Annotated in this window: 13 protein-coding genes and 3 tRNA genes; 10 read left to right on the plus strand and 6 right to left on the minus strand. The window is 63.5% G+C overall.

Features of this window, described 5'->3' with window-relative positions; genetic code table 11:
- The first annotated feature begins 230 nt into the window (after nucleotides 1-230).
- From ISG32_RS09615 to ISG32_RS09630, 4 genes are all read left to right on the plus strand, one after another.
- Nucleotides 231-1,127 carry a GGDEF domain-containing protein gene (locus tag ISG32_RS09615; protein ID WP_194770788.1) on the plus strand — a complete coding sequence of 299 codons (897 nt, stop codon included), beginning with the start codon at nucleotides 231-233 and terminating at the stop codon, nucleotides 1,125-1,127.
- Nucleotides 1,128-1,164: 37 nt separating this feature from the next.
- A complete protein-coding gene (locus tag ISG32_RS09620; protein WP_228529696.1) occupies nucleotides 1,165-2,181 on the plus strand; it encodes an AraC family transcriptional regulator in 1,017 nt (338 codons plus the stop codon).
- Between the two features lie 60 nt (nucleotides 2,182-2,241).
- Nucleotides 2,242-3,057, plus strand: coding sequence for a type I methionyl aminopeptidase (gene map, locus ISG32_RS09625; RefSeq protein ID WP_194770789.1), 816 nt, complete (start codon nucleotides 2,242-2,244; stop codon nucleotides 3,055-3,057).
- Nucleotides 3,058-3,125: 68 nt separating this feature from the next.
- Nucleotides 3,126-5,780, plus strand: a complete 2,655-nt coding sequence (locus ISG32_RS09630) for a [protein-PII] uridylyltransferase (protein WP_407645041.1) — start codon at nucleotides 3,126-3,128, stop codon at nucleotides 5,778-5,780.
- Nucleotides 5,781-5,788: 8 nt separating this feature from the next.
- On the opposite strand, the gene ISG32_RS09635 is transcribed toward ISG32_RS09630, so the two are convergent.
- Both ISG32_RS09635 and def read right to left on the minus strand, forming a co-directional pair.
- The gene (locus ISG32_RS09635; protein WP_194770790.1) at nucleotides 5,789-6,178 is read right to left on the minus strand and encodes a hypothetical protein; all 390 of its coding nucleotides are present in this window, start codon (nucleotides 6,176-6,178) and stop codon (nucleotides 5,789-5,791) included.
- Between the two features lie 273 nt (nucleotides 6,179-6,451).
- Nucleotides 6,452-6,991, minus strand: coding sequence for a peptide deformylase (gene def / locus ISG32_RS09640; RefSeq protein ID WP_194770791.1), 540 nt, complete (start codon nucleotides 6,989-6,991; stop codon nucleotides 6,452-6,454).
- Between the two features lie 73 nt (nucleotides 6,992-7,064).
- On the opposite strand from def, the gene ISG32_RS09645 reads away from it, so the two are divergent.
- The 4 genes from ISG32_RS09645 to ISG32_RS09660 all read left to right on the plus strand — a co-directional run bounded on the left by ISG32_RS09645 (nucleotide 7,065) and on the right by ISG32_RS09660 (nucleotide 7,975).
- Nucleotides 7,065-7,541, plus strand: coding sequence for a YbaN family protein (locus ISG32_RS09645; protein WP_194770792.1), 477 nt, complete (start codon nucleotides 7,065-7,067; stop codon nucleotides 7,539-7,541).
- 77 nt (nucleotides 7,542-7,618) lie between these two features.
- Nucleotides 7,619-7,694 (plus strand) — tRNA-Asn (locus ISG32_RS09650).
- Nucleotides 7,695-7,772: 78 nt separating this feature from the next.
- A tRNA-Asn gene (locus ISG32_RS09655) sits at nucleotides 7,773-7,848 on the plus strand.
- A 51-nt stretch (nucleotides 7,849-7,899) separates the two neighbouring features.
- Nucleotides 7,900-7,975: transfer RNA gene (locus ISG32_RS09660), tRNA-Asn, on the plus strand.
- Nucleotides 7,976-8,197: 222 nt separating this feature from the next.
- Here ISG32_RS09660 and icd read toward each other — a convergent pair.
- Nucleotides 8,198-9,457, minus strand: coding sequence for an NADP-dependent isocitrate dehydrogenase (gene icd, locus ISG32_RS09665; RefSeq protein ID WP_194770793.1), 1,260 nt, complete (start codon nucleotides 9,455-9,457; stop codon nucleotides 8,198-8,200).
- Between the two features lie 205 nt (nucleotides 9,458-9,662).
- On the opposite strand from icd, the gene ISG32_RS09670 reads away from it, so the two are divergent.
- A complete protein-coding gene (locus tag ISG32_RS09670; protein WP_194770794.1) occupies nucleotides 9,663-9,872 on the plus strand; it encodes a hypothetical protein in 210 nt (69 codons plus the stop codon).
- 257 nt (nucleotides 9,873-10,129) lie between these two features.
- Entirely contained in the window at nucleotides 10,130-10,528 is a 399-nt protein-coding gene (locus ISG32_RS09675) for a DUF192 domain-containing protein (protein WP_407645046.1), read from the plus strand.
- 89 nt (nucleotides 10,529-10,617) lie between these two features.
- On the opposite strand, the gene ISG32_RS09680 is transcribed toward ISG32_RS09675, so the two are convergent.
- The 3 genes from ISG32_RS09680 to ISG32_RS09690 all read right to left on the minus strand — a co-directional run bounded on the left by ISG32_RS09680 (nucleotide 10,618) and on the right by ISG32_RS09690 (nucleotide 13,993).
- Nucleotides 10,618-12,057 (minus strand): zinc ribbon domain-containing protein, encoded by a 1,440-nt coding sequence (locus ISG32_RS09680; protein ID WP_194770796.1) that lies wholly within the window; start codon nucleotides 12,055-12,057, stop codon nucleotides 10,618-10,620.
- An 82-nt stretch (nucleotides 12,058-12,139) separates the two neighbouring features.
- The gene (locus ISG32_RS09685; RefSeq protein WP_194770797.1) at nucleotides 12,140-12,814 is read right to left on the minus strand and encodes a hypothetical protein; all 675 of its coding nucleotides are present in this window, start codon (nucleotides 12,812-12,814) and stop codon (nucleotides 12,140-12,142) included.
- Between the two features lie 42 nt (nucleotides 12,815-12,856).
- Nucleotides 12,857-13,993, minus strand: coding sequence for a zinc ribbon domain-containing protein (locus tag ISG32_RS09690; RefSeq protein ID WP_194770798.1), 1,137 nt, complete (start codon nucleotides 13,991-13,993; stop codon nucleotides 12,857-12,859).
- Between the last annotated feature and the right edge of the window lie 62 nt (nucleotides 13,994-14,055).

The raw sequence follows: 14,055 nt of genomic DNA on the forward strand, positions 1-14,055 counted from the left end.
TGAATTGACTGCCCCTGCCACGCGCCCTCCAGCCCAAGTGACCACCCGCACAACGGGCAATCCCCCTTTCCGATCAAGCACTTGCATGCGCATGCCCGCTCCGGACCGAAGTCCGTCGTGAGCCATCTGCACTCCTTGCCCTGCGCCGCGAACGTCGCACCGCCACACCCTTGTCACATAGCCGCAACACAGTGACGCCACTGCTTCGCACCCGCCTCTTGCGCCCCACCATGCTGACCACCTACCGCACACCCCTGATCACCTTTGCCGCCCTGCTGACCCTGCTGACCGTGTTCTACGCGACGGTCGGCATCGCCAAGCCATACGAGATATGGAACTGGCTGGACATCGTCGGCGAGGGCAGCATTGCCCTGATGGCGGGCCTGTGGGCCGTCGTGCTGCTGGCAAACCGCCCTGCAGGCACGGTGACCTGGCTGCTGGCTGCAGGACTTGGCGCGATCACCCTGGGCACCTGGAGCGACTGGATGGACGAATTCTTTTCCATCGACAAGGCGATGCACTGGCCGCATCTGCTCGAATCCGTGTTGACGCCACTGGGGATGGTGACGCTGACCTGCGGCCTTGGCCTGTGGCGGCAGGAGCAGTTCAGCCTCAACGAGGTACTGGCCAAGCGCGAGCGCATCTTTCGCGATCACCGGGCATTCGACCGCATCACGCAGCTCGCGAATGCCGACTATCTGCGCCGCCAGATTCAGCTCGAACAATCGCGCGCGCCACAATCACCGTGCGCGCTGGTGCTGCTCGATCTGGATCGCTTCCAGCACATTGCCCGCGATCACGGTCATCGCGAGTCCGAGCGCGCGCTGCAGGCCATCAGCCACCTGCTTCTCCTGAACCTGCGCCACGGCGATCTGCTGTGCCGTTATGCGGGTGACCGCTATGCCGTTCTGCTGCCTGGCGCAAGCGCCCAGACAGCATCGCGCACCGCCGCGCACCTCGCCGATCAGGTAGGCCGGCTCGCATGGCACAGCCGGGATGGCGAACGCATTCACCTTTCTGCCCGCGTGGCCAGCGCGCTTGCCGATACCGATGCGGATGCGCTGCTCGACCAGCTCAATCAGGCGCTCGCGGAACCCGCTCATCACGCCACGCCGCAAGCCGCCTGAGGGAGTGATCCATGGGTTCAGTGCACACCCGCCTGCCATGACCGCCCGCTACCTCACCCGTGACGCGCCCTGCATTCCCACGTGCCGGCAGCCCGCGCTGGCGCTCGCCTTCGCGCAGGAGCGTGAACTGTCCGTCGCCCGCGTGCTGACGGACACCGGCCTCAATGCCGCAACGCTGCACCTGCCCCAGCACCAAGTGAGTCCAGCGCAATTGCTGCTCATGCTTCACAACCTCGCACGCGTGGCAGGCGATGCGGAACTGCCGTTTGTGCTTGGCTCGCAATGGCTGCCGGGACACTATGGTGCGGTGAGCCATGTGCTGCTGCTGTCCGCCAATCTCAGGCAGGCGCTCACGCAGCTTGCGCGCTGGCCGTTGTCGCTCAGTCCGCTGATGACGCCACGTGTCGAATTCGATGCGCAAGGCGCGACACTGCACTGGCATGACGCCTGGGGCGTTGCCGCCCAGCACGCCTTTCTTGTGGATCTGCACATGAGCGCGGTGGCCGCGATGACGCGTTGGCTCTCCGGCGAACGCCTGCCTTGGCAGTTTCGCTTCAACCGCACACGACCGCGCGAAATCGCGGCGCACGAGGTTCACCTGGGCCATGCGCTCGCCTTTGGAGCGCAGCGCAACAGCATGCATATCGGCGCCGCATGGCTTGACCGCTCCTGGCCGCGAGGCAACGCGGCGGCGGTGGAGCTGACCGTGCCGCAAGCGGCTGCGGCGGAGCAGGCACTCGACGGCGCAAAAAGCCTGCTCACCCTGCTCTACGACCACCTGCAGACCCGGTTGCACCTGAGCCCGACCCTTGACGACTGCGCGCAATGGCTGTCCATCAGTCCCGCCACGCTCAAACGCCATCTCGCCCACCACGGCACGCACTACCAGGCCGAGCTGGACCAGGTGCGCGCACATGTGGCGCTCGACCTGCTGCAAAAGGAAGGCCTGGACAATGCCACAGTCGCCTCGCGCCTGGGGTTTCACGACAGCAACAATTTCCGCCGGGCCTTCAAACGATGGACTGGCCTCACGCCGAGCCAACTGGCGTTCTGACCCAGACGCTGACAACACCACTCCCAGCGACGGTTGCGGTGCAGTGGGATAATCAGGGACATGAGTATCACTATCAAATCCCAAGAAGATATCGAGGGCATGCGCATCGCCTGCCGGCTGGCCTCGGAAGTGCTCGACTACATCACTCCCCATATCAAGCCCGGCATCACCACCGCGGAAATCGACCGCCTCGGCAAGGAATGCATGGACCAGCAAGGCACGGTCTCGGCCACCATCGGCTACCAGCCACCCGGCTATCCGCCCTATCCCGGTCACCTGTGCACCTCGGTGAACCATGTCGTCTGCCACGGCATCCCCAACGACAAGGCGCTCAAGAAAGGCGACATCGTCAACGTGGACGTCACCGTGATCACCAAGGACGGATGGTTCGGCGACAACAGCCGCATGTACCTGATCGGCGAATGCTCGATCGCGGCCAAGCGCCTGTCGGCCCTGACGTTCGACGCCATGTGGCTGGGCATCCAGCAGGTCAAGCCCGGCGCGCGTCTGGGCGACGTGGGGCATGCCATCCAGACCTTCGCGGAAGGCAACCACCTGACGGTGGTGCGTGAATTCTGCGGCCACGGCATCGGCAAGAAGTTCCATGAAGAGCCCCAGGTGCTTCACTATGGCCGACCCGGCACGGGCGAACTGCTCGAGCCCGGCATGGTCTTCACCATCGAGCCCATGCTCAACCTCGGCAAGCGCGACATCAAGGAACTCGGCAAGGATGGCTGGACCATCATCACCAAGGACCACAGCCTCTCCGCTCAATGGGAACACACGGTGCTCGTGACCGAGACCGGCTACGACGTGCTGACGCTGTCGGAGGGATCGCCCACACTGCCCTCGTTCGTGACCACGACGCGCACCTGAGCCCGGGGCCGCATCGCGGCCCCCCCTCCTGCCTGCGCGCGGTGCATGGTTCTTGCTAGTCATTTCACATGTCCTCACTCATGCCCTCACGCAGCACCCCGACGACCGCCCAACCCCTCCAGTCCGATGATCTGGTGGCGCTGCGCGAGCGCCACAAATCCGGCAAGGCGGCGATCATCGCCACCCTGCTCAAACCCTCGGCCAACACCCGCGGCATCCGCACGCTGCTGCACAGGCTCGCGCTGCAGACCGACAACCTGCTCACGCATCTGTGGGATCGCGCCGGGCTGCCGTCCGAAGCGGCGCTCGTCGCGGTAGGCGGCTATGGGCGCGGCCAGCTGTTTCCACATTCGGACGTCGACGTGCTCGTGCTGTTTCCCGACACCGCGGGCAGCGAGCTGACGGAAGGCCACCGCGCGCCCATCGAGGCGTTCATCGGCAGCTGCTGGGATGCGGGTCTGGAAATCGGCTCCAGCGTGCGCACCGTGGCCGACTGCCTGCGCGAATCCGCCGCCGACGTGACCGTGCAGACCTCGCTGCTCGAATCCCGCCTGCTCTGCGGCAACGCCACCGCGTTCGCCGATTTCGAGCGGCGCTATGGCGAGCAGATGGACCCGCGCGCCTTTCTCATCGCCAAGGCGTTCGAGATGCGCCAGCGGCACAACAAGTACGAGAACACGCCTTACGCGCTCGAACCCAACTGCAAGGAGTCACCCGGCGGGCTGCGCGATCTGCAGTTCATCGCCTGGGCCGCGCGCGCCGCAGGCTTCGGACGGGACTGGGACGAGATGGCCGAAACCGGCCTTGCCACGCCGTTCGAGGTCGAACAGATCGAACGCAACGAGGCGCTGCTGTTTCTGATCCGCGCCAAGCTCCACGCCGTTGCCGGTCGCCGCGAGGACCGCCTCGTGTTCGACCTGCAGACCGCCGTGGCCGAGGCCTTCGGCTACCGCTCGACCACGCCCGAGGGCAAGCGCCTCGCCATGCGCGCGAGCGAGACGCTGATGCGCCGCTATTACTGGGCGGCCAAGGCGGTACAGCAGCTCACGCAGATCCTGTACCTCAACATCCAGGAACGCTTCTACCCCAGCTCCCACGAGCTCAGGCCGATCAACGAGCGCTTCTTCGAAAAAGCAGGCCTCATCGAGGTCGCCAGCGACGATCTCTACAAGCAGAATCCTCACGCGATTCTCGAAACCTTTCTGCTCTACGAGACCACGGTCGGCCTCAAGGACCTGTCGGCCAAGACGCTGCGCGCGCTCTATGACTCCCGCTCCATCATGGATGCCGAGTTCCGCCGCGACCCGGTCAACCGCGCCGCGTTCATGCAGATCCTCAAGCAGCCCGCAGGCATCACGCACGCCATGCGGCTGATGAACCAGACCTCGGTGCTCGGGCGCTATCTGTGGCCGTTCCGGCGCATCGTCGGGCAGATGCAGCATGACCTGTTCCACGTCTACACGGTGGACCAGCACATCCTCATGGTGCTGCGCAACATGCGCCGTTTCTTCATGGCCGAGCATGCGCACGAATACCCGTTCTGCTCGCAGCTCGCTGCCGGCTGGGACAAGCCGTGGATCCTCTATCTCGCGGCCCTGTTCCACGACATCGGCAAGGGCCGGGGCGGTGACCATTCGCAGATCGGCGGCATCGAGATCCGCCGCTTCTGCAAGCAGCACAGCATCGACAAGGACGACGCCGCCCTGCTCGACTTCCTCGTGCGCGAACACCTGACGATGAGCCAGGTCGCCCAAAAGCAGGACCTGGCGGACCTCGACGTGATCAAGGCCTTTGCCGCGCGCGTGGGAACCGAGCGCTATCTGACGGCGCTGTATCTGCTCACCGTGGCCGACATCCGCGGCACCTCGCCCAAGGTCTGGAACGGCTGGAAAGGCAAGCTGCTCGAGGACCTGTACCGCTCCACCCTGCGCGTGCTCGGCGGCCGCGAACCCGATGCCGCCGCCGACATCGAGGCCCGCAAGCGCGACGCGCTGGTGCAGCTCGCCCTCAGCTCGCAGCCATTTGAATCGCACAAGAAACTCTGGGACACGCTCGACGTCGGCTACTTCATGCGCCACGAGGCCGCCGACATCGCCTGGCACACCCGACACCTCTCGCGCCATGTCGGCACCGGCAACCCCGTGGTGCGCGTGCGCCAGTCGCTCGCGGGCGAAGGCCTGCAGGTACTGGTCTACTCGCCCGACCAGCCCGAACTGTTCGCGCGCATCTGCGGCTACTTCGAGCGCACCGGCTTCTCGATCCTCGACGCGCGCGTGCACACCGCGCTCAACGGCTACGCGCTCGACACCTTCCAGGTCGTCCCGTCCGAAACGCTCGCGGGCCACTACCGCGAGCTGATCACGCTGATCGAAAGCGAACTGCTGCGCTCCATCAGCGCCACCGGCCCCCTGCCCGAGCCCACCAAACGCCGCGTGTCACGCCGCGTCAAGAGCTTCCCGTTCGCGCCGCACGTGTCGCTCAAGCCCGATGAAAAAGCCCAGCGATGGATCCTCACGATCTCGGCCAGTGACCGCGCCGGCCTGCTCTACACCGTGGCCCGCATCCTCTCGCAACACCAGCTCAGCGTGCAGCTCGCAAAGATCAGCACCTTGGGCGAGCGCGTGGAAGACACCTTTTTGGTGCAGGGCAACGAGCTCCAACATGGTGCGCGGCAGATTCAGATCGAGACGGAATTGCTGAAGGCACTGGCCGAAACGCCCTGACTGTTTTTCTACCGAATCGTGAATTCGAGAAAGGGCCAAATGACGATCATCGTCTCCGCCCTTCCCTCAGCAACAATCCTGCGCTTCGACAATAGCGTGGTGTCGCCGACGATGAACCTGTTCGTAATGTAGGCTCTGACCACCACGGGGGCAGTATCGGCATCCTTGATCGTAAGAAATCCCGAGTGCATCAGCGTCTTTCCGCTTTGAAAAAGGAACATCTCCTTGGCCTGGAAAAAGTCCATCTTCTCGGCATCGGGATGCAGGTCCTTGACACTTTTGCCGATGAATTCCTGCGCCTCCCATTTGTAGGGCATCGCAAAGAATGCAAGCATCAGCGTGACCGGCACGAGCACCAGCGCACACAGGAGATAGAAAGTCGACATCTTCTTTCGCATGATCAGTCAATGCATCGGAAAAGGGTCATGGAAATAACTGGCGCTGCGGATCGTTCGTCACGAAGAACAATGCCGGATTGCAGCGTTCCTCTACGTGGAGCGCCATCCAGGCGCCTCGCGCGCGGCCACGGACAAGGAGCCGCATTCAAGCGCCCTGCCGCGCCACTGCGGGCATATCCGTCCGACAGCTGGACGATCCCGCGAAACAATGAACGGCGGCGAGTCAGGCTGCGCCCAATCCAACTCGGGTCTGCTCTTGCTGGCAATGCCCTTCTACTCGTCCTCTGCCGCCGCGATTCCAGGAAACAACACATCCGTATAGCCAAACTGCGTGAAGTCCCGCACACGCATCGGATACAGCTTGCCCCAGAGGTGGTCGCACTCGTGCTGGACGACGCGCGCGTGAAAGCCTTCGGCCTCGCGGTCTATCACGCGGCCCTCGGGGTCGAAGCCCTGATAGCGGATGCGCAGAAAACGCGGCACCTTGCCGCGCAGACCGGGGACGGAGAGGCAACCCTCCCAGTCCTCCTCCTCGTCGTCGGCCAGCGGCGTGATGACGGGGTTGATCAGCACCGTCGGCGGCACGAGCGGGCGATCGGGGTAGCGCGGGTTGATCTCGTTCGAGCCAAAGATCACCACCTGCAGGTCGACGCCGATCTGCGGCGCCGCGATGCCCGCCCCGTTGGCGGCGCGCATGGTGTCGCGAAGGTCTGCGATGAGCTGGTGCAACTCGGGGATGTCGAAGTGAGTGACCTGCTGCGCGACGCGCAGGAGTCGGGGGTCACCCATCTTGAGTATGGTTTGGATGCTCATGTCTGCTGAAAAAAGTTGTGGACTCAGAATAGCTCAAGCGGTGCGTGGCTGCAGACTCGCGCACAATCCCGACATGCCGGAAGAAAAAAGCGAGCCGCAGACCGCCTCCACCAACAGCCTCCCCGCACCACCGCTGCAGCATGCCGAGCGGCCGGTGGTCGTGCGCTGGCTGCTGATGGCGTTCGCCGTCTTCTGTCTGGTGATGGGCGTCATCGGCATCATCGTGCCGGGTCTGCCGACGACCGTCTTCATTCTGATGGCCGGTTGGGCTGCGGCGCGCAGTTCGCCGAGGCTGCATGGCTGGCTGTGGAATCACCGGCTGTTCGGCCCGATGCTTCAGGAGTGGGCCAACGGCGGGCGCGTGAGCCGCAAAACCAAGTGGAGCGCCACCATCGTGATGTCGTTGTGTGCATGCATGCTTTTTTTGCTCGGCGGCACTCCGATCTGGGTGAAAATGACGGCCAACGGCTGCATGGCCTGTGTGCTGGTCTGGCTGTGGCTCCGCCCCGAGCCACCCGCTTCATCCTCCGCGGCGGCCCCCGAGCACTGAAAATTCCACAAAATTGTCGCCCGACGGGGTCTGCTTCGAAAAGTGACAGTTTTTTGTGGCTATAATCTAAGTCTTGTTCCTCAATAGCTCAGTTGGTAGAGCGCCGGACTGTTAATCCGTAGGTCCCTGGTTCGAGCCCAGGTTGAGGAGCCAAAGAATTTCTTTGAGGGCCTTGCAATTGCACAAGGCTCGGCTCGTGAAGAACGAGCCATCACCAAATAAAAAACGTATTCCTCAATAGCTCAGTTGGTAGAGCGCCGGACTGTTAATCCGTAGGTCCCTGGTTCGAGCCCAGGTTGAGGAGCCAAATTCAGAGCCCTGCAATTGCACAGGGCTCATTCAAAATCAGTATCGATATTCCTCAATAGCTCAGTTGGTAGAGCGCCGGACTGTTAATCCGTAGGTCCCTGGTTCGAGCCCAGGTTGAGGAGCCACTTCAAATCCACCCAAGAACTTGCGTCTTGGGTGGATTTTTGTTTGTGTCGCTCGCTTTTTTACAAAGCCTTTGGCTTCGATGGCTGGTCGTATGAAGTCGGCAATGCTGGCCCTGCTCGCTTTGTTGGCCCGCTGCCTGAGGAAACGAGAGGAAGAAAAAAGAAAACCCGCTCGCCTTTGGGCTTGCGGGTTTTCTTTTTTGTTTTGACCGTTTCAGGCCATCACATCTTGCTGATCATCACTTCACCGAAGCCGGAGCAACTGACCTGCGTCGCGCCATCCATCAGGCGGGCGAAATCATAGGTCACCTTCTTGGAATCGATGGCCTTTTCCATGGAGGTGATGATGAGGTCGGCCGCCTCGCCCCAGCCCATGTGGCGCAGCATCATTTCAGCGGAGAGGATTTCGGAGCCAGGGTTCACGTAGTCCTTGCCCGCGTACTTGGGCGCTGTGCCGTGCGTGGCTTCGAACATGGCGACCGAATCGGACATGTTGGCGCCGGGGGCGATGCCGATGCCGCCGACCTGCGCGGCGAGCGCGTCGGAGATGTAGTCACCGTTCAGGTTCAGCGTGGCGATCACGCTGTATTCGACCGGGCGCAGCAGGATCTGCTGGAGGAAGGCATCGGCGATGCTGTCCTTGATGACGATGTCCTTGCCGGTGTTCGGATTCTTCACGCGCATCCACGGGCCGCCGTCGATCAGCTCGCCGCCGAATTCGCTGGCCGCAAGTTCGTAGCCCCAGTCACGGAAGGCGCCTTCCGTGTACTTCATGATGTTGCCCTTGTGCACCAGCGTCACGTTGGGCTTGTCATGGTCGATGGCGTACTGGATGGCCTTGCGCACCAGACGCTGCGTGCCTTCGCGCGAAACCGGCTTGACCCCGATGCCCGAGGTCTCGGGGAAGCGGATCTTCTTGACGCTGAACTCATCCTGCAGGATCTTGATGAGCTTCCTGGCCTTGTCGGATTCGGCCGGGAACTCGATGCCGGCGTAGATGTCTTCCGAGTTCTCGCGGAAGATGACCATGTTGACCTTCTCGGGTTCCTTCACGGGCGACGGCACGCCCTTGAAGTACTGCACCGGACGCAGGCAGACGTAGAGATCCAGTTCCTGGCGCAACGCCACGTTCAGCGAGCGGATGCCGCCGCCCACGGGCGTGGTGAGCGGCCCCTTGATCGAGACGACGAAGTCGCGCACGACCTGCAGCGTCTCCTCGGGGAGCCAGACGTCGGGGCCATAGACCTTGGTGGATTTTTCGCCCGCATAGATCTCCATCCAGTGGATCTTGCGCTGGCCGCCGTAGGCCTTGGCCACGGCCGCGTCCACCACCTTGATCATGACCGGCGTGATGTCGGCGCCCGTGCCGTCGCCCTCGATGAACGGAATGATCGGCTGGTCGGGCACGTTCAGCGTCATGTCGGCATTGACGGTGATCTGCTTGCCCTCGGCGGGCACCTTGATGTGTTGGTAAGCGCTCATGCGGGTCTCCGTTGAATTCAATGGACAGTCTCGTGTTGCCTGCTATCCCTTTTGGTAAAGCAAGTGTTTGTTCGCAATGATTCTAGCGACAAAAGAAATGCGTTTACCCTGTCAACCACGCGGCATAAGTCGCGTTGAAGACTGGTCAGCCCGCACACATGGTGTGTGCAGCGGCGGACTCAACACACCGTTGGAAATTGCATATATGAAAAAACTCCTCGCAATTCTGATAGCCGGCATGTTCGCCTCTGGTGCATTCGCGCAAGCGGCACCCAATACCGCGCCCGAAGCTGCGCCCGCGGCCGCCGCCGCGCCGCACGCCAAGGCCGCCAAGAACCACCACGCCAAGGCGACGCCCAAGCACAAGCACGTCAAGGCAAAGAAGGCCCGCAAGCACCACAAGGCAGCAGCCTGACCCGACACTGATGATGCCCGCGCCTGCGCGGCGCTTCATCCACCTGCTCCCACCAGCCCGCCTCAAGTCCGCTTGGGCGGGCTTTTCACTTCCGGAACGCGAGAAACGGCCGCGCCACCCGCTTCGCACGCAACTAAACTACGAATCAGGAATCCAGCCATTCATCCCTCAACGCTTTTCGTGACCGGCACCCGATGAAAAAACTACTCTCGCACATCATCCTGACGCTCAGCCTGGCCACTCCGGCGCTGCACTCCATGGCGCAGGGCGCGCCGCAGACCACCCTGCCCCGCACCTCGATCACCGCCGGCATGTACCTCATCGACGCTCAGGTCGCGATGACGCCGCGCGAGCGCGAGATCGGCCTCATGTTCCGCAAGGACATGCCCGCGCAGGAGGGCATGCTTTTCATCTTCGAACAACCCGCCACGCAATGCTTCTGGATGAAGAACACCCTTCTGCCGCTGACGGCGGCCTTCGTCGCGGATGACGGCACCATCGTGAATCTGGCCGACATGAAGCCGATGACCGAAGATTCGCACTGCTCGGCCAAGCCGGTGCGCTACGTGCTCGAGATGAACGTGGGCTGGTTTGACAAGCGCGGCATCAAGGCCGGCACCAAGCTCACGGGGCGCCCCTTCACGCCCGCCAAGTGAGTTGACAACAAGCCACCCTGCCCCATGAAAAAAGGCTGACGACGGCATTCGACATGCCATCGCCAGCCTGATGCCGGCTCAGCGGCTGATCACTGTCTGGTGCCGCAGTTCTCGCAGAACATGTCCTGCGCACCGATGGTGTGACCGCAGGCCTTGCACCCCTTCGTCGTCGCTGGAGGAGCGTCCTCGGGCGAAGCACCCGTGGCCGCCGCAGCACTCGCCATCAGACCACCCAGAGCCGCCGCACCGGCCGTGGCAGCCCCTGAAGCGGAAGGCGCCGCGGGAGCCTGTGACGCCGCCGCCTGCGCCGCAGCGCGCGCCTCGGCTTCGCGCTGAGCCTCTGCCCGGGCCTGTGCAGCACGGGCCTGCGCCTCGCGAGCCTCGCGCTCGGCAGCTTCCCTGCGCAGCGTTTCCTGCTCGGGCAAGGGTTGGTTGGTTTCTTCTTCCTCGAGCCGGGTCTGCTCCATCACCGCCTCTTCACGCGCGTTGCTCGCGGCCTGCGCGCGATCCGCCGCAGCCTGCTTGGCACGCTCCGCAGCCGCGCGGGCCTTGTCGGCGGCTTCGCGAGCCCGCTCCTTCATGGCGCCGAATGCACCTTCGATGTCGCTCGAGGTGCCTGCGGTATCCAGACCATCGGAGGCCTGCAGGTACAGCAGATTGATGCCCATCATCGCCACGAGCGTGATCAACGCAAAGAGCAGAATGCTGAGCACGCTGGCACCCAGAATGGCACCCGTCATCGACGCACTGCTGAACATGGCCATGGCCGCGCCCAGGCCGCCCATTCCACCCATGCCGTATCCACCGCCATAGCCTCCGCCACCACCCATGATGGATGTCGCGAGGCTCGTGAGCAGTCCCATGGCTGGAACCACGCCCGAGGCGATCAGCATGCCGATGACAACGAGGATGATGTAGAGCACCATCATCATGAGCACCACCTGCACGAGGCGGTGGCGCGCGATCGCGAACACGCTGGCCAGCGCCTGCTTGAAGCCCAGACCGCTCCACACGGCAGGAGCAAAGAGAGGAAACACCACCCAGACGCAGGCGATGATGAAGGCCGAAGCGATCAGCAGCAGCACGGGATGCGCCACGAAGGCCAGCACCGCGCCGATCACCGGAATCTTGCAGATGAAATAGATCAGCGCCGCGACCAGCATGAAGGCGATGGTCACCACGAAGACGGCGACGCCCAGCAGCAGGAACTTGGGCACAGACCCGAGGCCGAAGGCCGCCGCCTCGCCGATGCTGCGCTGGGGCAGGTCGCGCGCCTTGTCCATGAGCAGCACGCCCACGGCCGAGGAGCCCGCGACCCAGACGACGAAACAGGCAAGGGCGAGCACGACCATGAGCACGATGCCCACGATGCCGCCCAGGCGGGTGACCGACCATTGCATCAACCACAGCAGCACGCAGCAGACCAATGCGGTCAGAAAGCCTGCGCCGAGCGCACGCCACTGGGTGAGCCCCTCTCCGGCTCGCGTCAGTGCGCCAAAGTCGATGGATTTGTAGCTGGAATCATTCATGGCTTTGGTGGAAAGTGAAAGTCATTGAAGAAAAACGGCGCGCACTGATGGCAATCAATGCGCGCCCGGTGCAACCGCAGAATCAGGGACGCTTCTGCAGGTCGCCCGCCTTGATCGTGTAACGCTCGATGCCACGCGGCAGATCGGCGTTCACCGACTTCTGCACGGTCAGCGGGTTGCCGTCCTTGGTCTTGGATTCGCCCTCGCTGGTGTTGACCTTGCGGCCACGCACATCGGCCGACGCCTGCTCCACCAGGATCGTCGCGCCGCCACGGCTGTCGGCGATGCGGGTGGCCAGCGCCTTCACCGCGTTCATCGAATTGATGTAGCCGCGCTTCTTCTTGCCTGCAGTCGGCAGCTCGATGGTGACGGTATCCAGCGCGGTCACGTCAGCCACGCGTGGCGACTGGCTGTCGGTCATCGATACGCGGTTGGTGAGCACCGAGGTGTTGCGCGCACGCTGCGCCTTGGGCAGGGTCTTGGTGGCTTCGACGGCGGCCTCGATGCTGACCTCGGCGTCATGCACTTCCTCGTCGAGCTGCTTTTGCAGCGTCTCGAAGCGCGCAATCGATTCGGCTTCGTTGAACTGCGGCTCCGCCGCCTGATCGGCCTTGCCGCCCTGACCGCCCGCAGCCTTGGCGCAGGCCGGGTCGGTGCTGGCGGGGTCCGCGCAACGCGACGAAGAACCCGGGCCATTCGCGCAACCGGCAAGAATGGCCACTGAAAAAGCGATACCAGCCAATTTGAAGCGTGTCATTTGCATAGGTGTTCTCTCTCTGTAACTTGGAAAATACGGACCTCAGTCCAGAAGACTGTCGAGACTCTTGTTGCGCTTGCGCTCCGCCTTGGGCGCTGCGCCTGAACCCGGTGAATCCTTGAGCACATGCACCGGCGGCACGGTGACGGGCTCCGGCTGATCGGGGTTGCGCGACTCCGCCGCCGCACCTGTGGCATCCGGCTGCGCCAGCGTCGTGGAACCAGACTCGTGGACGGCGGGAGCCGCCGCATCGGCCGGCGTTGCCGTCGTCAGCGGAGTCAGTTCCGTCGTGGCGGCCTGTCCTGCCTGAGCGCCCTGCGAAGCCGAATCCATGGCCGTGGCCGATGACTCAACGGCGGCAGCCGCAGGCACGACACTCTCCCCTTCCGCCACGTCATCCTGCGCGGGCTGCGCGCCTGCGGCCGGCACCGATGACTCGCCGCTTCCCGCAAATTGCTTGTAGCCAAACCACCCACCGCCACCCACCACCAGCAAGGCCAGCACGCCGATGGCCAGCCACTTGAGCCCGCCCGCGCCGCCAGCGCCCGGCTGACGTTCCGCTTCACCGAAATGGTCAAAGGTCACGGGTTCCGGCGATGGCCGCAGATCAATAGGCTGCGGGGCCGGTGCCGCCGCGGGCGCGGAAGTGGAAGCGGAGTCGGGTAAAGACACCTGCTCGCGCGGCACGGGCAATTCGAAATCGGGCATGCCGCGCTGCACCGGATGCAGAGGCAGCGAGTCGAGCACCGAACGCTCGATCTCCGGCGGACGCGTGTCGTCGAACGACAGCGCCAGATCGAGCTCCTCTTCGGTGATGGGCTGCTGCGCCGCAGCGGGCTCAACCGAAGCCGTCGCAACCTCGACCTCGACCGGTTCATCACCCTGAAGCACTGCCGCTCCCATCACGCCCGCATAGGCGGGGCCCAGCACGGGAATGGCGGTGCCGCAGCCGGTGCAAAAACGGATGCCGGGCTTGAGGGCCTTGCCGCATTCAGGGCAGGCGTCCAGCGCCTGCGAGGTCAACTCTTCCAGAGCCGCCGGAGCCGTATCGGCATAGGAAAAGGACGACACCTCGGCCGCGGTGGCCGCGTTTGCAGAGACTTGGGAAACCAGCGTGCCGCACTTGTTGCAGAACCTGGCTCCTGGAGAAAGCGTGTGACCGCAGGCAGGACAATTCATGGATTTGAAGATTTAACGCGTCTATCCAGCTTTATCCTGCCATAGAAATCTTAAAAATATTG

It is taken from the genome of Diaphorobacter caeni (genome assembly GCF_015354245.1).
Lineage (GTDB): Bacteria > Pseudomonadota > Gammaproteobacteria > Burkholderiales > Burkholderiaceae_C > Diaphorobacter_A > Diaphorobacter_A caeni.

Coding starts and splice junctions, on each gene's coding strand:
- ISG32_RS09615 (WP_194770788.1), top strand. CDS start 231: ATGCTGACCACCTACCGCACACCCCTGATCACCTTTGCCGCCCTGCTG.
- ISG32_RS09620 (WP_228529696.1), top strand. CDS start 1,165: ATGACCGCCCGCTACCTCACCCGTGACGCGCCCTGCATTCCCACGTGC.
- map (WP_194770789.1), top strand. CDS start 2,242: ATGAGTATCACTATCAAATCCCAAGAAGATATCGAGGGCATGCGCATC.
- ISG32_RS09630 (WP_407645041.1), top strand. CDS start 3,126: ATGTCCTCACTCATGCCCTCACGCAGCACCCCGACGACCGCCCAACCC.
- ISG32_RS09635 (WP_194770790.1), bottom strand. CDS start 6,178: ATGCGAAAGAAGATGTCGACTTTCTATCTCCTGTGTGCGCTGGTGCTC.
- def (WP_194770791.1), bottom strand. CDS start 6,991: ATGAGCATCCAAACCATACTCAAGATGGGTGACCCCCGACTCCTGCGC.
- ISG32_RS09645 (WP_194770792.1), top strand. CDS start 7,065: ATGCCGGAAGAAAAAAGCGAGCCGCAGACCGCCTCCACCAACAGCCTC.
- icd (WP_194770793.1), bottom strand. CDS start 9,457: ATGAGCGCTTACCAACACATCAAGGTGCCCGCCGAGGGCAAGCAGATC.
- ISG32_RS09670 (WP_194770794.1), top strand. CDS start 9,663: ATGAAAAAACTCCTCGCAATTCTGATAGCCGGCATGTTCGCCTCTGGT.
- ISG32_RS09675 (WP_407645046.1), top strand. CDS start 10,130: ATGGCGCAGGGCGCGCCGCAGACCACCCTGCCCCGCACCTCGATCACC.
- ISG32_RS09680 (WP_194770796.1), bottom strand. CDS start 12,057: ATGAATGATTCCAGCTACAAATCCATCGACTTTGGCGCACTGACGCGA.
- ISG32_RS09685 (WP_194770797.1), bottom strand. CDS start 12,814: ATGACACGCTTCAAATTGGCTGGTATCGCTTTTTCAGTGGCCATTCTT.
- ISG32_RS09690 (WP_194770798.1), bottom strand. CDS start 13,993: ATGAATTGTCCTGCCTGCGGTCACACGCTTTCTCCAGGAGCCAGGTTC.